We start from the raw sequence: 17,151 nt of genomic DNA on the forward strand, positions 1-17,151 counted from the left end.
ACGGGCGGGGGAATGGTCAGGTCCCCCGCCCGCACCGGCACGTCGAGCAGGTGAGCGCTCTGCCCTGCGCGTCAGCCCAGCGTCAGCCGGGAGTAGACGCGGCCCTTGGTGTCGTAGACGGTGACCCCGCGCAGGAAGTCCTCCCCGTTGTCCTGCGGGGGCAGGTCGGCGACGGCGTACCAGACGCCCCAGCCCGGCTTCCCGGCCAGCTCCATCAGCTTGCCGTGGACCTTGCCCGTGCTGGTCGAGACCTCGACACGGGAGGCGGTGCCCTTGCCGCCGTAGTACAGGCCGGAGAGGTAGTAGCGCCCCTCGAACCCGCTGGCGTAGATGCCCACGCCGGGCCGGGTCGGGTCGATGTTGCCGTCGACGACGCTGCGGAACTGCGGGAAGTCGGGCATGTCCGGGTCCACCCAGTGCTTGCCCTCCGGCGTCAGCCACAGCTCGAAGCCGGGTGCGGCGACGACGTGCTCACCGGGCCTGACGATCTGCGGGGTGGGAGCCTTCTTGGCCGCCGGGACCGCTGTCACGGCAGCCGCCGTCCCCGTCCCCGTCGCCACCGTCCGGTCCGTGCCGTGCGCCGTCTCCCCCCGCGAGACGGCGTACGACAGCGTCGGCGCCCCTGCCAGCAGCGTGGTCAGCGCTGCGACGGCGACGTATTTGTGCATCCGTGCCATGGTCATGAACGGACAACCCCCATAGGTGTGTTGGTCTGACACCCCTGTAAACCCCGCAGACGCACAGGGCGGATGACACGAGCGGGCGACTTTTTTCCGGCGGTCAGTGAGCGACCGTGGAGCGGCGGCTGAGATCCGCGCCGACCCGGGCGGTGGCCCGCGTGCCGGGCTCGACCCAGCTCCAGGTCCCTTCGGCCCCCATGTCCAGGGTGGCCTGCAAATCCCGTTCCACCTGCGGGCGTTCGGCTGCGGGCACCGCGCGGCGGAAGGTGACGGACACCGTCGGCACGACGCCACCCGGCGCCGCGTCCACGACCACGTCCATGGTCTCGACGTCGACCGCCGCGTCCACCTCGGCCACGTCCCGTGGGATCGCGCTCGACCCCTCGATCCGTACCCCCTCCCCGCTCCCCGCACAGCCCGAGAGCCCCAGGACGACCGCGCACACGGCCGCCGCGCCGAGCACCCGAACGGGGCGCCGGGCCCGCCTCGTCCCCGTGGTCCTGTTCCTCGTGGTCATGGTTTCCCCCAGCGGCGTGTTCGAACGATGTGTTTCGATGTGCGACGTGTGTACGGGACCTGTACGCACGACGGGGGTGACCGGGTTGCACGGCGGTGCACGGGACTTCGGACAACGGCGGGGGCATGACCGAGGAAGAGTTCGACGCGTTCTACGCCACCGCGTTCCCCCGGCTCACCGGCCAGCTCTACGCCTTCACCGGGGACCACGGCGAGGCACAGGACGTCGTGCAGGAGGCCTTCGTACGGGCCTGGGACCGGCGGCGGGACTTCCTCGCGGACGGCGCCCCCGAGGCGTGGCTGCGGACCGTGGCGATGCGGCTCGCGGTGAGCCGCTGGCGGCGGGCGCGGCGTTGGCTGGAGCTGGTGCGCCGCGATCCGCCCCCGGGCCACGCGCCGGGGCCCGATCCGGAGCGCGCGGTGCTGGTCCAGGCGTTGCGCACGCTTCCGGAGGCACAGCGCAGGGCGGTGGTTCTGCACCATCTGTGCGACTTGAGTGTCGAGGAGGTAGCCTCCGAGACCGGCGCCCCCGTGGGCACCGTCAAGGCCCGGTTGTCCCGTGGCCGGGCGGCGCTGGCGCGCGAGCTGGCTCCCGGCGACGGTGAGAAGGAGGACGGCCGTGTCCGATGAACTCGCCATCCGACTGCGGGAGTTGGCAGAGATCGCCGAGGTGCCCGCGCCCGCGTTCGGCGCCGAGGTCCGGGCCACCGCGGGCCGGCGCCGGCGCCGGCGCCGTACGGCCGCCGTGGTCGCCGGAGGCTGCGCGGCCGCCGCCCTGGCCTCCTTCGTCACGCTGAGCGTCACCTCCCACGGCACGGAACAGAGCCGGTCCCCGGCCGCGACCGCCGTCCCCGAGGCCACCTTGGCCGCCCCCGATGCCACCGTGGACCTCTCCCGCCGGGTCCTCACCGTCGGCGGCCGTGTGCTGCCCGTCTCCTTCGTCACCGCCGAAACCCCGACGCCGACCGGCCTGATGACCGTCACCGCCAAGAGGAGTGCCGAACGCGTCACCGGCGAGACGGCCGGCCCGGGCGACACGTACGAGGCGAAGGTGCGGTGGCTGTTGGAGCTGTCCCCGGTCGAGCCGAGCGCCGCGGGTGGCGGCGCCGACGTGGGCGACCGGAACGAGGGGAGCGAGGTGAGCGACGGACGCGACGCCGCGGCCGATACCGGCGCCACGACCGCCCCGAGCGAGCCCGGGACCGCCCCGAGCGACCCCGGAACACAGCCCGCGCTGCCCGGCGCGCTCTTCATCGCCGCCCTCCCTACCGACGAGGAGGATCCCGGCGCCTCCGACGTGATCCCCGGCTGGATCGGCCTCCGCCCCGCCGACGCCCAGTGGCTGTACGACCGCCTGGCGGAGGGCGCGACCGTCGAGATCCGTACGGCGGCAGCGACCCCGGAACCCACCTTCAGCCAGGCCCCGGTCGCCACCCCGCCGGGATAGCCGACCGGCGCCTGGAGGAGGGCATGCGCCCGGCCGGGGGAGGACCCTCACCCATACGCCCGCGTGCGCTGGCGCGCGCTCCCGAGTGGTGCTGGCGTAGGAGCGGAAACGTCGTGCTCTCGGGAGGCTCCGCCATGCGTCGTCCGTACCGTGTACTCACCCGGGCCCTGTGTGTCGGGATGCTCGCGGGCGCGGCGGCCTGCGGGGTGGACGAGCCGGGGTACCCACGCGGTTTCCCCGAGGCCGCCGACGGCGACGAGACCACGGCCTCCGCGTCACCCACCGGCGCCGCCGCCGCTCCCGCCCTCACGGCCGAACGAGCCCGCGGCGCGCTGATCCGCCAGGACGACCTCGGCGGCGCCTGGTCCGGCACGGAGGGCGCGGCGACCTGGCGGGACGGCCTCCTCAAGGGCCGCACCGACCGCCCCGAGTGCCAGGAACTCCTCGACGCGGTGTACGCCGAGGACCTCCTCGGTGAGCCCAAGGGCGGTTCGGCCGTCACCGGCTTCGACGACGCCGACAACGGCTCCCAATTGCGCTACCAGGTCGGCGCCTACGACAGGGCACACATCGACGCCCGGTTCGGCCACTTCCGCCAACTGGTCGACAAGTGCGCGGAGTTCACCATCAGCGGCCTTCAGGGGAGGGAGTACGGCGCCGAGGTCACCCCCATCGGGATTCCCGACAGCATCGGCGACGCCCGGCAGGGGCTGCGGCTCGTCATCAACGGCGACGTCGACGGCGAGGACGGCGCCCTCACCCTCGCCCTCGTCTCCGTACGCATCGGCGACATCGCCGCACTCCTCACCCACGGCGGCCTGTACGGCATCGACGACACGACCACCGAAGAGGCCACCGAGGCGGGAGCCGCACGCCTCCAGGACCTGCTGAAGAAGCAGGAGAAGAAGCAGGAGAAGCAGGAGAAGCAGGAGAAGAAGCGGAGCGGGGACGCTACTCCTCCTCCTTCACCTTCTCCTTCAGCAACGGCGTGACCGCGTCCCGCACATCGCTCTCCGACACCTTGCTCTGCACAGCCCCGGCGATCCGGCCCTCGCGGTCGACGAACAGGGTGAAGGGCAGGATGCGCGGGTTCACCAGCCCGTTCGGCAGCTTCAGGAACTGCTTGCCGCCCGGGTCGTGGAGGCTGGGGTAGGTGAGGCCGAGGTCCTGCTGGAAGGCGAGGGCGTTCTGCCGGGCGGCGTCCGTGCTGACCCCCAGGACCCGTACGCCCCGCGACTTCAACGTCCGCTGGGCACGGTCGAGATCGGGTGACTCGGTGCGGCAGGGGCCGCAGGTGGAGGCCCACGCGTTCACGACGACGACCCGGCCCCGGTAGTCGGAGAGCCGGACCGGTTCGCCGTCGACGGTGGTGCCCGCGAAGTCGGGCGCGGCGGGTCGCTCGGCCGCCGGGATGCTCCGGAACAGCGCCGCCTCGCCCGCCCGCGCCCGTTCCGCCTGTTCCACGTCGGTCGGCAAGTCCTTAGGGGTGGCGCAACCGGCCATCGCGAGCCCGGCGACCACCCCGCACAGGATCGCGCGTGGGTTCGTCTTCATCGCCGTACAGCTTAGGCAACCGCCTGATCGTCGGGCGGCCGGTCAGCGCGGAGCGGCCACGCACTCGTCGTCGGGCGACCGCTCGATCGGTCGCACCACATCGCTGAGGCCCACCAGGACGCCGTCGACCGCCGTGATCCGGTCGTCGATGAAGGCCTGTACGGCGGGGTCGCGGCCGTAGGTGATGAGGACGCGGTAGCCGGTGCCGGCGGAGCGGTCCTCCCTGAACACCCAGTCGACGCCGTCGACCTCGACGCACGGGTCGGCGGTCTCGCCCGGTGGTTCGAGGCCGCAGCGCAGCACCACACCGCCGTTGCCCCAGGACGCCGTGCCGGTCACCGCGACGGGATCGCGGGACTCGCCGACGAGCCGGGCGGGGTAGCGGTCGGCCATCCGGGTGCAGGCGGGGTCGTCGGCCCGCACGGCCGGCCGTACGTCGAGGGCGGGGGAGGATACCTCCCGGGCCATGAGCACCCCGGCGACCACGGCGGCGCTCACCCCCGCCGCGAGGGCGACCTGCCCCCGCCTCGAAGGGCGTCTCATCCTCAACTCCCGTGACTGGTTCCTTGTACGGCGGAGGAGGGGCCCGTCGCCGGGCCCCTCCTCTCACCCTCGTGCCGTGGTCGATGTGCGGTCGATGTGTCGCCGACGAGCGGGTGTGCCCGATCTTCGGCGAATGGTCAAGATTTCCACAAGTGAACGTCGCATTCTCTGTTGCGAAGAGCCCTTCGCAGGGCTCCCCGCGGCACGGCGGTCAGTGTGCGGACGCTCCGACGAGCCGGGACGTGCTCATGGCGGAACCGCAGGCGCAGTGTGGATCGGCGCACAGCAGTTCATGGGCGAGGACGGAGAGCACCGCGACCTGCAGCCGCGTCTGCTGCTCCAGCTTCTCCACTATGCGGGCTACATGCGCCTTCACCGTCCGCTCGGCTATGCCGAGTTCACGGGCCAGTTGCCTGTTCCCCAGGCCCGTGCCGAGCAGCAGCAGGACTTCCTTCTCGCGGTCGGTGAGTGTCTTGAGCCTGCTGATGTCCCTGATCGGATCGGCCCCCGTGCGCCGGTAGGCGCAAGCCGTTTCTCCTGCGTCAGACCTCTTGGTCATTGGTCGGCCCTTCCCGATGCCGCTTTCCCGACAGAGCCCCGTGCCCCGGGTGCGGCGGCGATCTACCCCCCAACTTAGCGTCCGCTACTGACAAGAAGAACCCAGTAATGACACGGCCACGTCACAGAGGGAACTTCTTGCACCTTCCCTCCCTCGGAGACTCTTCCGGCAACGGGCGCATCGAACGCCACGTCCACGATCCCGCCGGCCGCACGAGAGGCGGGCCGCTCACAGGTGTCACCGGTGGGCGGCCCGCCTCGTCACGGCCTCGGGTCAGGGCGTCAGCACTTCTTGCCCTTGCACCGCTCTCCTCTCTGGTTGGAGAGCTTCACCAGCAGTCCGACGCCGTCGGAGGCGTTCCTCGGGGTGAGGGCGTACGGTCCGCTGATCGGCTGTTCCGGCTTGAGGTAGCCCTTGGGGGCGTCCGTCTCCACCAGGAGGTAGGGGCCGGGCAGGAGCGAGCCGAAGGAGCAGCGCCCGGTGCGGGAGGTGGCGCAGTCGTTGACGAACCTGTCCTTCTTCATGCCGTACCGCTGCAGGCCCCGGACGCCGTTGTCGTCCTGCCACACCTCGACGACCGCGCCGGCCAGTGGTCTGCCGCTCTTCCTGTCGAGCATCTCGAGGGTCAGCCGCACCGGCTCGGTGAGGCCGGCGCCGGCCGAGTGGTTCACCGAACCGGCGTCGCCGACGTGGACCGTGGTCCGGCCGTGCCTGTCGACGTCGGAGTCGATCGCGCGGTCCGCACCGGCGCCCCGCACCGTCCACTTGAGGGCGGTGTGCGGGGCGCGGGCGGGCAGCGTGCTCGTGCTGACGCCGCTGTGGTCGAAGGAGACCTCGTAGGTGGTGTTCGGCCTCAGGCCCTGTGCGCTGCCGACGCGGTACTCGCCGTCGGCGTTCGTGTAGGTGGTGATCCGGTTGCCGGCCGACAACGGGTCGAGCGTCACCTTCACCCGCGGGAGGGGCGGCTCGGACGGGTCCTGGACACCGTCGCCGTCGGCGTCGTACCAGACGCGGTTGCCGAGCTGGACGGGCGCCTGGTCGCAGACCATCTCCAGGTCGGCGAGCCCGTTGGCCTTGCCGAAGAGCATGGCGCGGGCCGCGGCGCCGCCGCTCCAGGTCTGCTGGATGAGGAGGTTGCCCTCCGTCGTGCCGTTGTCGGCGTTCCAACGGCGTACGCCCTGCTCCCAGGGGTGGAGGTCGAAGGGGGCGTAGACCGTGCTCCACAGCTTGTTCCGGTACGGCTGGAGGACCGTGCCGCCCTGCGTGACCTGGTCGTGGTAGGCGTCCGACAGCCTGGTCGAGTGGGCGTAGAACTGGCCGTGGCCCGGGCCCTGGTCGTTGTTCGGCCGCGCGCCGTAGAGCGCGTCGCAGCGGGAGTTGTTCTCCAGCGTGTACGTCGCATGCGACCCGCACACGCGCAGGACGTCACCGGCGGCGACGGCGCTGACCAGGGGGCGGGAACGGCGGTGGGGGTAGGTCGCCGTGCCCTGCATGTCGCCGAAGCGGTCGCGGAAGTCGAGGATCAGGTCACCGTTGTCGGCGATCTCGATGTTGGACAGGATCGGCTGCGGCGCGGAGACGTAGGAACGCTCCTCGTGCTGGGGGACGCGCTCGTTCCACGCCTCCCACATGGCACTCATCGGCTCGCCGACGGTCGAGGGCTTGGCGCAGCGGTAGTCGGAGGCCGGCAGCCCCCGGAACCGGTACGCGCAGCCGCGCGGGTAGTTCATCGCCGTGCGGAACACGGGGTGGAACTTGCCGCGCGAGAACTCGTAGACGTGCGAGGTGACCTGCGACGGGTCGCCCCACGGGGCGTTTGTGGTGACCGTGTTCTCCGCGCCGCACACCCCGCCGACGAGCACCCGCCCGCCGCGCACCCCGATGCCGTACGGGTGCCAGGCGCCGACGCAGGTGTCGGGCTCGGGGATGGCGAACGACCGGAACATGCCCGGGTAGACCTCGTCGCCGGTGCCGTGGATCGGCACGCTGTACAGCTTGGAGTCGTTGAGGTTGACCGCGTACAGGGTCTTTCCGTCGCCGGAGACGTCGACGTCGCCGATGCCCTCGCGGCCGACCTTGGCGTAGACGGCGTCGTCGCGCAGCCAGCGGTCGCTCGGGTCGTGCGGGGTCAGCTCGCCGGGCAGGGTGACGAAGGTGCTCACCCCGGAGGCGCTGTGGCGGCGGTAGACCGTGTTGGTCGCGCCCGCCGGGCCGTACGCCGCGTGCCGCTTGACCAGCGTGCCCATGTACGTGTTGCCGGTGCGGTCGGTGCCGATGCCGAACACGGCACCCTGCTGGGTGTTGTTGGTCAGCCGGGTGACCGTGCCGCCGGGGTGTCCGTCGGTGAAGGTCCCCGGGAACCGGACCAGGCCCTTGTGGGTGTCGGGCGCGTCGCCCTTGGTCAGGTTGCAGGTGACCAGGTGCGGGTTCTCCTGGCAGTACTCCCCGGACTCCCAGAAGCCGGTGGTGTACGTCGTGTTCCGGTCGTGGGAGACGTTCACGAAGCCGACGGTGCCGCGGATGACGTCCGCGCCGGTGCCCTGGCCCGCGACCGCAGGCTGGAGGGTGCCGGGTGCGGGGTTGTGGGCCTGGACGCGGTACCTCCCGCCCCGCAGCCCTGACGTGGCCGTGTGGAACCGGGCGATGCCGTACGAGTCCGTCGTGCGGGTCATCAAGGTGCCGCTGTCGTCGGTCAGCGTGACCCGGACGCCTTCACGGCCCGTCTCCAGCGGATGGTCGTACGTTCCGTCGGCGTCCACCTCGTTGACGACCTGCACGGTCACGGTGCCGTCGCCGGGTGCTTTGCCGTCCGTGGCGCTCTGGGCGCCGGGGGCGGCCGGGACCGCCTCACCGGCCAGTCCGACCACGAGCGCCGCCGAGACGGCCAGGGTCAGACCCACACCCCCCGGTGTTCTTCGCTTCACCACATCCCTCTTCTCCTGGTGTCCTGCCGAGGCGACGGAGCCCGGTGCCCGAAGCCGACCCTGCATTCATATGAAGTGCCCGGTGCGACTAATCAGGCCGAACGGGGCACGGGGAGCCGCGCAGGGGCGCGTGACGCCGGAAACCCGGAGATCCCAGGGAGGGGGGAGGGGGGGGTGAACCGCGAACGTGTTCATCCGGTCGGGTCAGCGGGCGTGTGCTCGCGCGGAGTACGAGCACACGCCCGACTGACGGCGACTCAGATCGACGGGTCCGCCGGGGACTGCTCCGCCAGCGACTGCTCCGCCCAGATCACCTTGCCCTCGGGGAGGAAGCGGGTGCCCCAGCGCTGGGTGAACTGGGAGATGAGGAAGAGACCCCGGCCGCCCTCGTCGGTGGTGCGCGGGTGGCGCAGATGGGGCGCGGTGGCGCCGCCGTCGAACACCTCGCAGATCAGGGTGCGTTCGAGGATGAGCCGGAGCCGGATGGGCCCGGCGGCGTGCCGGATCGCGTTGGTGACCAGTTCGCTGACGACCAGTTCGGTGGTGAACGCCAGCTCGTCCAGCCCCCACAGGCCGAGCTGCCGGGCGGTGGTCCTCCGGGCCTCGGCGACCAGCGCCGGGTCGGCCGGCAGCTCCCAGGAGGCGACCCGGTCGGCGGGCAGCCGCCGGGTGCGGGCGAGGAGGAGCGCCACGTCGTCGGTGGGGCGGGCCGGGGAGAGCGAGTCGAGGACGCGCTGGGCGTGCCGGTCCAGGGATTCCTCGGACCGGGCCAGGGCGCGGCACAGGGACTCCTGGGAGGCCTCGGCGAGCAGTCCGTCGGTGTGCAGGGCGATGACGGTGCCCTCGGGCAGCTCCACCTCCGCCGCCTCGAAGGGCTGCCCGTCGACACCGAGGGCCGGACCCGCGGGCAGCTCGGGGAAGGAGATCGTGCCGTCGGGGGCGACCAGGGCCGGGGCGAACGGGCCGGCGGCGGCCATCGCGCAGGTGCCGGACACCGGGTCGTGGACGACGTACAGACAGCGGGCCCCGACCGTGTGGACGCTGCCCCCGCCCGGTTCCGCCCCTTCCTGCCGCGCCGACTTGGCGACCATGTCGTCGAGGTGGGCGAGCACCTCGTCCGGCGGCAGATCGAGGTCGGCGAGGGTGCGGACCGCCGTACGGAGCCGGCCCATCGCGGCGGCGCCGTCGATGCCGTGGCCCGCGACCTCGCCGATGACCAGGGCGAGACGGGCGCCGGAGAGCGGGATGACGTCGTACCAGTCGCCGCCGAGCCCGGTCAGCTCATCGGCGGGCCGGTAGCGGACGGCGACCTCGGCCGCGTCCTGTTCGGGCAGGCGGCGCGGCAGGAGGCTGCGCTGGAGGACGAGGGCGGCGTCGCGCTCGCGCGTGTACCGGCGGGCGTTGTCGACGCAGACGGCGGCCCGGCCGACCAACTCCTCGGCGAGGCCCAGGTCGACCGCGTCGAAGGGGTCCAGTCGGTCGCGCCGGAAGAACGTGGTGATGCCGAGCGTGATCCCGCGCGCCCGCACCGGCACGATCATCACACTGTGCAGGCCGAGGGCGTCCGCGTGCACCGGCCGGCCGCCCGGGATCGCCCTCGCCCACTCCGCCGACAGCGGGTCCAACTCCGGTTCCGACCACGAACGCCCGCTGACCAGCGCCCGCACCGGGGGCGATCCGGCCGCGTACGAGGCGACCGCGCCGACCTCCAGGACGGCCTCCGGCACGCCGGGGCGTACGGACTGCTGGGCGGTCCGCCGCAGCGGTACGGAACCGTCGCCGAGGGGGCCGGGCTCGGCGCCGCGCAGCACCGAGTCCAGCAGGTCCACGGTGACGAAGTCGGCGAGCGCCGGCACCACCAGGTCCGCCAGCTCCTGCGCGGTCCGCCGTACGTCGAGGGTGCGGCCGATGTGCTCACCGGCCCGGTCCAGCAGGGCCAGCCGGGTGCGGGCGCGGTGCCGTTCCGACACGTCCACCACCGTGTAGTACACGCCGATGGGGCGGCCGTGGTCGTCCTCCAGACGGGTGAACGACATGGCGTGCGCGGTCTCGCGGTGCGGCGCCGACCGGATCCGGCCCACGTGTTCGTAGTCGAGCACCGGCACGCCGGTCTCCAGGACCTGTCGCATCTGCGCCTCGATGCGTTCGGCGTCCAGGCCCGGCTGCACCTCCGCGAGCCGGAGCCCCACCCGCTCGTGGGCCCGGCCGCCCCCGAACCGCTCCAACGCCGCGTTGGACCACACGAACCGCAGCTCCGTGTCCACGATCGCTATCCCGACGGGCGACCGCGAGGTCATCCGCTCCAGCACACTGCGGCTCATGTCCCACCCGGCCGCTTCGGTGGCGTCGGAGACGAGGGCCACCCAGTGGGCGGGCCGGCGAGAGGCGGAGGGCGGGGCGGGAGAGGAAGCGGAGGCGGAGGAGGCGGAGGAGGCGGCGGTGGAGGTGGAGGGGGCCGAGGGAGAGGCGGAGGCGGAGGGTGGCGGCGAGGGATGGGGCCGGGGCTCGGGTCGTGGCGGCGGGGACGGGGTCCGCCGGGCCGCCGCCGGACCGCCGCCGTACCGGACGTCCGAGGGGGAGCCCGGCTGCCGGCCGGCCCCGCGCCCGGCCTCGGGCGCGAACCGTCCCGGGGTGCCCGGTGACGCCGGCGGAGGGGTGGGCACGGGGGCGTGCGCGGTCGGCCCGGGCCGTGGGCCCGCGGGGGGCCCGGCGGCCGGCCAGGTGCCCGGGTGCCGGGCCGAGGTGCGCTCGGCCTGGGGCGGGGCTGGAGTCGCCGAGGCGCGATCGGCCCTGAGGGCCGGCGTCGCGGAAGGGGGTGGCGGTACGTCCGTCCGGAGCGCGTCGGGGTGGCCGGGGCGCGGGGCGGGCCGGGGCGGGGCCGGGTCGGCCGGGGGCGTCGGTGCTGCCGCCTCACGGGTCGGGATGACGCGGACCATCACCTTGATGGTGTGACCGTCGCGGTGGCGGGCGGTGAGGATGCCCGACCAGCCGCCGAGCGCGCGACGGGATTCGGCCAGCCTGCCGATGCGCTCGCCGTCCTCGTGGACCAGGAGCGTACGGACGCTGCGGCCCAGGATCTCGGCCGCCCGATACCCGAAGAGCCGCTCCGCGTCCCGGGTCCAGCTCGTCACGAACCCGTCCGCGTCGATCAACAACGGCGCGGCGTCGGCCACGTCGAAGCGCTGACGGGTGACGGCACTGTCCCTGTCGGTCCCCACGGCGACCCTCTCTGTCGCTGAGACGCCCTCTGGCCCCATTATTCACCTTGTGTGATCGCAGAGAGGCCAACTCGTGACGGCGCACATCGCACGGCCGCACGCCCTGGCGCGTGGCCCGGCAGGCATTCGCCACGTAAAAGCCACGGAGAGACACGGAACCCCCACACGTGAGCCCCCTCGGGCGGGGCGGGATCGGGCGCGATCGGGACGAAGTCGCCCGTACGAACACCCCGAAGCCGCACACATGGCCGCCTCCACCCCCGGTCGGCCACACGGCCGTACGCCGGTAATGCGCCCCCGTACGCCCCCTGAGCTCCGGCGTGTCGAACAGGCCGCCCCCTCCGCGAGGGGGTGCGGAGGGGGTGCGGAGGGGGTCGTCGATGGCCGAATCGGGCCGGTGGGAGCCGAGCAGGGGTCGGCCGCCGCACGGGTGTCAGCAGTCGCGGAACTCCGGGGACTGGTTGAGGATCTGCGAGCGCAGCGAGGTGAACCGGTTGTACGTCCGGCTGCCGCGCGCCTCGGCCGGGAAGACCGCCACCCGGTGGCAGTTCTGGAAGGCGAGCGCCACCCCGAAGTGCCGCTCCAGGCTTCCCCGGATCGCGTCGCTGGACAGCGCCCGCAGTAGCTGCCCGCGCTCCTTCTCCGACGGCGGCGGGGTCTGGTTGTCCGCGAACTCTCCGGTGCCCGCGCGCAGTTCACCGACGAGGGAGGCGATCAGGTCGTACGCGTACGGCAGCGACGTACGCACCGTTTCCACGAACTCCTCCTCCCGCACCTCGTCCTTCTCGGCGTCGGCGAGCAGCTTCGGGGAGACGTCCAGCGACATGGGTGTTCCTGTTCTGTTCAGAGGGAGACTGCGGAGGGGGAAGGGGACTCGGTGGCGCAGGACCCGGTGGCGGTCAGCGCCTCCGGGCCGTGACGGAACCCGGGATCGACCTGGGTCGCGAGATCGTGCCCGGTGGCGTCGTTGGCCCAGGCGGCGGCGTTGCGGAGGTGGAACTCGACGGCGTGGCGCTGGAAAGCGGCCCAGTCCTTCGTGCGGGCGTCGACGGCGGCCTTCAGCAGTCCCAGCGCGTGCCGGTTGTGGGACTCCAGCTCGCCCTGCTCACGGCCCTGTTCCTGGGCGCGGACGTACGACGACTGCTCGCAGTGCGTCAGCAGGTCGTCGCCGATGTGCTCCTTGAGGAAGAGCAGGTCGTCCTCGCCGGTGACCTTGTTGCCGACGACCGCGATCGGGATGCCGAACTCGGCGGCGTGCTCCCGGTACTGCCGGTACACGGACACGCTCTTGCGGGTCGGCTCCACGACCAGGAAGGTCATGTCGAACCGGGTGAAGAGCCCGGACGCGAAGGCGTCCGCCCCGGCGGTCATGTCGACGACGACGTACTCGCCGGGCCCGTCGACGAGGTGGTTGAGGTACAGCTCCACCGCGCCGAGCTTGGAGTGGTAGCAGGCGACGCCGAGGTCGCTCTCGTCGAAGGCGCCGGTGACCATCAGCGGCACCCCGGCGACACGCTCGACGTGCCGGGTGTGGATGTCGTCGTCGCCCAGGAGCCGCAGCAGACGCGAGCCCCGGCCGGGCGGCGTCGTCTTGACCATGGCCTCGCGGGAGGCGATCCGCGGGTTCGTGCCGCGCAGATGGTCCTTGATCTCAGCGGTGCGCGAACTCAGCGGGGGCGCTGTGAAGGTGTCGTCCTCGTCGAGGCCGAGCGCGTGCGCCAGATGCTGGTTGATGTCCCCGTCGATCGCCACGAGCGGTGCGCCCGACCGCGCGAGGTGGCGGGCGAAGAGCGCGGAGAGGGTCGTCTTGCCGCTGCCGCCCTTGCCTACGAAGGCCACACGCATGGGCACTCACCCCGCTCGTCGTCGGCGGCACCCTTGACGCCGAAAATGAAAATGGATGTCATGAACGTAGGTTCGGGAGCGGGTGAGGGGCTTGTCAAATCCGTCCCATTTCAACTGCCACGGCAAAGTGGTGGGTTGGTGAACCCTTTGCCGTTCGGCGGTCCGGCGATGGGATGCGCGTAAGGTGCCGGAGGGTCTGATTCCCTCTCTGTCCCCTTATGTTCGCCTTGTGTTCCCCCTGTGTGCCGCGCGGAGGGCGCAGGCGGTCCGGAGGCCGCCGGTCCGGCCGCCGGAGAGGACGTTTCCCGAGGTTGACAGCCCCTACCCCTTGGTTAACGATGTGCGGACCGTGTGGCTCAAGTGACCCATGAGCCCGGTGTTTTCCTAGACAACTCACCCCCGGCGCGGCCCGGCGCGGCCTCGTGCTGCCGTCCTGCCGCCGCGCCCCGGGTCTCGTACGTTCCGAGTTCGAGAATGGATCCGCATGTCCATAGCGAGACGTGTCATCGTGAGCCGCCTGGTGGGGACGGGCATCGCCGCCCTCGCGCTGAGCGCGGCGGTGTCCGGTCCGGCCTTCGCCACCGGCACGCCCGGCGGCGACGGCTGGGGCCGGAAGAGCTACGCCCCCGGCCAGGGCGCGGGCACGGCCACCGAGACCGACCGCTGCGAGTTCTCCCTGGACGGCGTGCAGTTCGCCGACTGGGTCAAGCTCGACGACCAGAACCTCAAGCCCACCGACGACGGCAAGGTCCACATCAAGGTCCGCGCCGCCTCCGACGCCACGACCTGCACGGTCTCCCTGGCGTCGTACCTGGCCCACGGCCCGACCTTCGCCACCTCCGGCGAGCAGGTCTTCGTCGACTTCGACACGGTCACCGTCAAGCCGGGCGCGACCGACTCGCTCGACATCGCGGTGCCCGACGCGGGCTGCTACGCCCAGATCGACCTGTACCGGGGGAAGGTGAAGTTCGACGGCAAGCTCGACGCGGCCGACGGCTTCGAACACGGCGACGTCCCCAAGGGCCCCGACCGCCCCGTCATCAAGGACAAGCTGATCGCGGCTTGGAACGGCGGCACGAAGGACTGCACGACGACCGAGCAGCCGCCGGCGGAGGAGAACCCCCCGGCAGAGGAGCAGCCTCCGGCCGAGGAGAACCCCCCGGCGGAGGAGCAGCCGCCGGCCGAGGAGCAGCCGCCGTCCGACGAGAAGCCCCCGGCCGAGCAGCCGCCCTCCGACGAGAACCCCCCGTCGGAGACCGACTCCCCCTCGCCCTCCACACCGGCAGCCCCGACCCCGAACGGCGGCGGCGGCGACCTGGCCGAGACGGGCGGCGGCAACGCCATCCCGATCGCCATCGGAGCGGCCGGCCTCGTCGCGGCGGGCGGCGCGATCTTCGTGGTGACGCGACGCCGGGGGGCACGCGGGTAGCCGAGCCGGTGCGGGCGAGCGCGGCCCGCGCTCGCCCCTGTCCCGGCGGCGGCGGGCCGAGCGGGAGTCGGCCCGGGTGCCGTACGCGGTCAGCGCGCCGGACGAGCCACCTCGCGGAAGCGGGCCAGGAGGGCCTGGGCCTGCGGGGCGGCCGCGTCGAAGAACTGTGTGGTCAGTGCGGGTGGCACAGCCGTTCCCCGCATCCGGACCTCATGGCACGTGAAGCAGAAGGCAGCCTCGAACAAGTCCAGTTCGAGGCTGTCCTCGTACGCCCGGATGCTCCAGCCCGGCGAGAACCCGCAGCGGTGCTGTGCGCTGCCGGGCAGGGTCTCGACCAGGGCCAGGGCGTCGGTCACTTCGTCCCCGGCCCAGTGGCCGACCACCTCGCCGGGGTACGGGGCGTCCGGCGTGGCCGGAAGAGCGGAGACCCTGACGACTTCGATCAGGGCGGTGACGGCGACGGCCCGCGCGGGAAGCAGCATGCCCGCAGTCTGCCCGCCGGGCCGACGGCCGACTGAGTACTCCGCGGCTTTCGTCCGTACTCCATGTCGAGTGCGCGCAGTACGAGGACCCGAGTGCCTGGAAGGCGAACGGAGGACGGGACGTGGTGAGGAAGCTGTCGCGTGGGGTCGCGCTGGCCGCGGGCCTCGCTGTTCTGCCCTTGGTGGCGGCGTGCAGTGGTGGTGGCGGTGGGGACAGGGCCGCGGACAGGGCGACGGACGGGTCCAGCCCGGTCGCCGCGGTGGTCGCGCCCGCCAAGGTCGAGGTGATCGCCGAACTCACCGGGTGCGAGGTGAGGATCCGGACCGAGGCGGAGGAACTGCGCGAGGGCGTGTGCCAGACCGATGTGGGGGATTACCTCATCACCACCTTCCCCAAGGACGAGTTGAAGGAAGTCTGGCTGGAGTCCGCCGCCATGTACGGCGGCAAGTACCTGGTCGGTCCACGCTGGGCCATCTCGGCCAAGCCCGAGGTGCTGAAACCGTTGAAGGCCAAGGTCGGCGGCACGATCCGGGATCTGAGTCAGCCGAGCGCCTCGTAGCCGCTGAGGGTGTACGCCTCCTCGTCGTCGATCGCGTTCTCCTCCCAGTCGATGGAGATGCCGGTCGGACGGCCGTCCCGCGCGTACTCGACGTCCACGGCGTCGGCGCCCTCCTTCCGCGCCGCCTCCACCTGCTGCAACAGGGCCGCGATGGTGGGCACTTCTCCCAGATCGCGCTCCACCACCCGCCGCCCGCTCTCGTCGACCCCGACGGCCGCCACGACCTTCCCGCCCCGGACCGTCACCTCGAAGGCCCCGATCAGCGAGCGCTCACCCTCACTCGACTCCAGCGTGTACCGGTAGGCGGCGGGCTCCTCCCACGCGGACGCCGGCCCTGTCGTCGCGTTCGCGCCCGCCGTCCCCGACCCCTCCGCGCATCCGGAGAGCGCCCACAGCGCCGTCCCGGCCGACACGACGGCGGACACCGCGCGGCGGCGTACTTGTACGGCGGTGGTCATCGGCATGGTGGTCCCCTTCGAAGACGGTCACCACTGAGACGCGAGACAGGGCGGCGACGTTCGACGGCGAGGCCGCGTCGTGGCCTCGAACCTGCCTCTGCCGAGGCCGGCCCGTACAACGCGTGAACCCCGCCTCGTGTGTCACGAAGCGGGGTTCACGGAGTGGAGCGCCGGGCAGGCCTTGCACCTGCATTTCCCCGCAGGAAGCGGGGCGTCTTTCCTTGGACCACCAACGCATCGAGTGCTACCGGTATTTCGCTTTTCCGGTGAGCGGCTCGTGATCAACTATAGCGGATCTCATGGGTGCTTGCACCCCGCGTCACTGCAAGTACGCCTGGGGGGCGTGCGTGACGCGGAGGTACGTGGCGTTCGCCTCGCCGTAGGCCTTCCGGAGGATCGGCTCGGCCGTGACGGGGTCGTCGACGCCGATGTGGACGTGACCGGTGCCGTCGAGGCCGACTTGCCGCATGTCGAACGTGCCGTCCCAGCGGCCCATGTCGTCGGCGATGCGGTCGGAGAGCGCGGTGAGGTCCGCCTCGTTGATGTCCCTGTCGTGGAGCCGCAGGGTCACGCCCTTCTCGGCGGCCCGGCAGACGTCGGAGTCGAAGGCCACCGAGGGAATGCGGTAGATGTCCGCGGTCCCCGCGTCCTCGTCGACCACCAACCCGGTGAAGACCTCGGCGTGACGGCCGTACGCCACCTTGTCCACGTACCCCAGTGTCCGGTCCAGCGGGGTGTCCTCCGGGGCGCCGTGGCCGGCGAGGCTGCCCTCCGGCCGCTCGCCGACGCAGACCTCGGCGGAGGCCGACACGTCCTCGGCCGTCCGGGTTCCGGCGCTGGCGCCCTGCAGCCCGCCGAGCGCCAGCACCGTCCCCATCGCGACCGCGGCCGCACCGGCCCTGGCCCGTGTCCGCCTGTCCGTCCGCCTGTCCATGC

Annotated in this window: 17 protein-coding genes; 5 read left to right on the top strand and 12 right to left on the bottom strand. The window is 72.3% G+C overall.

From position 1 onward, the window contains the following. Positions 1–71: 71 nt before the first annotated feature. Positions 72–683 (bottom strand): hypothetical protein, encoded by a 612-nt coding sequence (locus ACFY9I_RS09535; RefSeq protein ID WP_390998848.1) that lies wholly within the window; start codon positions 681–683, stop codon positions 72–74. A 97-nt stretch (positions 684–780) separates the two neighbouring features. After that, entirely contained in the window at positions 781–1,197 is a 417-nt protein-coding gene (locus ACFY9I_RS09540; RefSeq protein ID WP_390998850.1) for a hypothetical protein, read from the bottom strand. Between the two features lie 125 nt (positions 1,198–1,322). On the opposite strand from ACFY9I_RS09540, the gene ACFY9I_RS09545 reads away from it, so the two are divergent. The 3 genes from ACFY9I_RS09545 (at position 1,323) to ACFY9I_RS09555 (ending at position 3,635) form a co-directional block, all read left to right on the top strand. Continuing rightward, the gene (locus ACFY9I_RS09545; RefSeq protein ID WP_390998853.1) at positions 1,323–1,826 is read left to right on the top strand and encodes a SigE family RNA polymerase sigma factor; all 504 of its coding nucleotides are present in this window, start codon (positions 1,323–1,325) and stop codon (positions 1,824–1,826) included. Beyond that, positions 1,816–2,643 carry a L,D-transpeptidase family protein gene (locus ACFY9I_RS09550; RefSeq protein ID WP_390998855.1) on the top strand — a complete coding sequence of 276 codons (828 nt, stop codon included), beginning with the start codon at positions 1,816–1,818 and terminating at the stop codon, positions 2,641–2,643. The genes ACFY9I_RS09545 and ACFY9I_RS09550 overlap by 11 nt, the downstream gene beginning before the upstream one ends. Positions 2,644–2,777: 134 nt before the next feature. Further along, a complete protein-coding gene (locus ACFY9I_RS09555) occupies positions 2,778–3,635 on the top strand; it encodes a hypothetical protein (RefSeq protein ID WP_390998858.1) in 858 nt (285 codons plus the stop codon). Here ACFY9I_RS09555 and ACFY9I_RS09560 read toward each other — a convergent pair. From ACFY9I_RS09560 to ACFY9I_RS09590, 7 genes are all read right to left on the bottom strand, one after another. Then, positions 3,595–4,197, bottom strand: a complete 603-nt coding sequence (locus ACFY9I_RS09560) for a redoxin domain-containing protein (protein ID WP_390998860.1) — start codon at positions 4,195–4,197, stop codon at positions 3,595–3,597. The genes ACFY9I_RS09555 and ACFY9I_RS09560 overlap by 41 nt on opposite strands. 42 nt (positions 4,198–4,239) lie before the next feature. Next, positions 4,240–4,740 carry a DUF3515 family protein gene (locus tag ACFY9I_RS09565; protein WP_390998863.1) on the bottom strand — a complete coding sequence of 167 codons (501 nt, stop codon included), beginning with the start codon at positions 4,738–4,740 and terminating at the stop codon, positions 4,240–4,242. Positions 4,741–4,951: 211 nt separating this feature from the next. Next, positions 4,952–5,299 (bottom strand): LuxR C-terminal-related transcriptional regulator, encoded by a 348-nt coding sequence (locus ACFY9I_RS09570; protein WP_390998866.1) that lies wholly within the window; start codon positions 5,297–5,299, stop codon positions 4,952–4,954. 281 nt (positions 5,300–5,580) lie between these two features. After that, positions 5,581–8,226, bottom strand: a complete 2,646-nt coding sequence (locus ACFY9I_RS09575) for an SdrD B-like domain-containing protein (RefSeq protein ID WP_390998869.1) — start codon at positions 8,224–8,226, stop codon at positions 5,581–5,583. A gap of 254 nt (positions 8,227–8,480) precedes the next feature. After that, positions 8,481–11,441, bottom strand: coding sequence for a SpoIIE family protein phosphatase (locus ACFY9I_RS09580; protein ID WP_390998871.1), 2,961 nt, complete (start codon positions 11,439–11,441; stop codon positions 8,481–8,483). Positions 11,442–11,874: 433 nt separating this feature from the next. Continuing rightward, entirely contained in the window at positions 11,875–12,267 is a 393-nt protein-coding gene (locus ACFY9I_RS09585) for an SCO5389 family protein (protein WP_390998873.1), read from the bottom strand. A 17-nt stretch (positions 12,268–12,284) separates the two neighbouring features. After that, complete coding sequence (locus ACFY9I_RS09590; RefSeq protein WP_390998876.1) at positions 12,285–13,286, bottom strand: adenylyl-sulfate kinase; 1,002 nt, start codon at positions 13,284–13,286, stop codon at positions 12,285–12,287. A 484-nt stretch (positions 13,287–13,770) separates the two neighbouring features. Here ACFY9I_RS09590 and ACFY9I_RS09595 point away from each other — a divergent pair, with 484 nt between their 5' ends. Next, positions 13,771–14,715 (top strand): LAETG motif-containing sortase-dependent surface protein, encoded by a 945-nt coding sequence (locus tag ACFY9I_RS09595; RefSeq protein WP_390998879.1) that lies wholly within the window; start codon positions 13,771–13,773, stop codon positions 14,713–14,715. An 89-nt stretch (positions 14,716–14,804) separates the two neighbouring features. On the opposite strand, the gene ACFY9I_RS09600 is transcribed toward ACFY9I_RS09595, so the two are convergent. Beyond that, positions 14,805–15,197 (bottom strand): hypothetical protein, encoded by a 393-nt coding sequence (locus ACFY9I_RS09600; RefSeq protein WP_390998882.1) that lies wholly within the window; start codon positions 15,195–15,197, stop codon positions 14,805–14,807. A 122-nt stretch (positions 15,198–15,319) separates the two neighbouring features. Between ACFY9I_RS09600 and ACFY9I_RS09605 the strand changes: the two genes are divergently transcribed. After that, entirely contained in the window at positions 15,320–15,757 is a 438-nt protein-coding gene (locus ACFY9I_RS09605) for a hypothetical protein (RefSeq protein WP_390998885.1), read from the top strand. Here the strand turns inward: ACFY9I_RS09605 and ACFY9I_RS09610 are convergent. Continuing rightward, positions 15,739–16,221, bottom strand: a complete 483-nt coding sequence (locus ACFY9I_RS09610) for a DUF6174 domain-containing protein (RefSeq protein WP_390998886.1) — start codon at positions 16,219–16,221, stop codon at positions 15,739–15,741. The two genes, ACFY9I_RS09605 and ACFY9I_RS09610, sit on opposite strands and share 19 nt — an antisense overlap. A gap of 313 nt (positions 16,222–16,534) precedes the next feature. Further along, entirely contained in the window at positions 16,535–17,149 is a 615-nt protein-coding gene (locus ACFY9I_RS09615) for a hypothetical protein (protein ID WP_390998888.1), read from the bottom strand. Positions 17,150–17,151: the final 2 nt, after the last annotated feature.

Source organism: Streptomyces sp. NPDC012510, from assembly GCF_042955065.1.
Classification (GTDB): domain Bacteria; phylum Actinomycetota; class Actinomycetes; order Streptomycetales; family Streptomycetaceae; genus Streptomyces.

Coding starts and splice junctions, on each gene's coding strand:
- ACFY9I_RS09560 (WP_390998860.1), bottom strand. CDS start 4,197: ATGAAGACGAACCCACGCGCGATCCTGTGCGGGGTGGTCGCCGGGCTC.
- ACFY9I_RS09540 (WP_390998850.1), bottom strand. CDS start 1,197: ATGACCACGAGGAACAGGACCACGGGGACGAGGCGGGCCCGGCGCCCC.
- ACFY9I_RS09600 (WP_390998882.1), bottom strand. CDS start 15,197: ATGCTGCTTCCCGCGCGGGCCGTCGCCGTCACCGCCCTGATCGAAGTC.
- ACFY9I_RS09595 (WP_390998879.1), top strand. CDS start 13,771: ATGTCCATAGCGAGACGTGTCATCGTGAGCCGCCTGGTGGGGACGGGC.
- ACFY9I_RS09585 (WP_390998873.1), bottom strand. CDS start 12,267: ATGTCGCTGGACGTCTCCCCGAAGCTGCTCGCCGACGCCGAGAAGGAC.
- ACFY9I_RS09590 (WP_390998876.1), bottom strand. CDS start 13,286: ATGCGTGTGGCCTTCGTAGGCAAGGGCGGCAGCGGCAAGACGACCCTC.
- ACFY9I_RS09535 (WP_390998848.1), bottom strand. CDS start 683: ATGACCATGGCACGGATGCACAAATACGTCGCCGTCGCAGCGCTGACC.
- ACFY9I_RS09555 (WP_390998858.1), top strand. CDS start 2,778: ATGCGTCGTCCGTACCGTGTACTCACCCGGGCCCTGTGTGTCGGGATG.
- ACFY9I_RS09565 (WP_390998863.1), bottom strand. CDS start 4,740: ATGAGACGCCCTTCGAGGCGGGGGCAGGTCGCCCTCGCGGCGGGGGTG.
- ACFY9I_RS09570 (WP_390998866.1), bottom strand. CDS start 5,299: ATGACCAAGAGGTCTGACGCAGGAGAAACGGCTTGCGCCTACCGGCGC.
- ACFY9I_RS09610 (WP_390998886.1), bottom strand. CDS start 16,221: ATGCCGATGACCACCGCCGTACAAGTACGCCGCCGCGCGGTGTCCGCC.
- ACFY9I_RS09615 (WP_390998888.1), bottom strand. CDS start 17,149: ATGGACAGGCGGACGGACAGGCGGACACGGGCCAGGGCCGGTGCGGCC.
- ACFY9I_RS09545 (WP_390998853.1), top strand. CDS start 1,323: ATGACCGAGGAAGAGTTCGACGCGTTCTACGCCACCGCGTTCCCCCGG.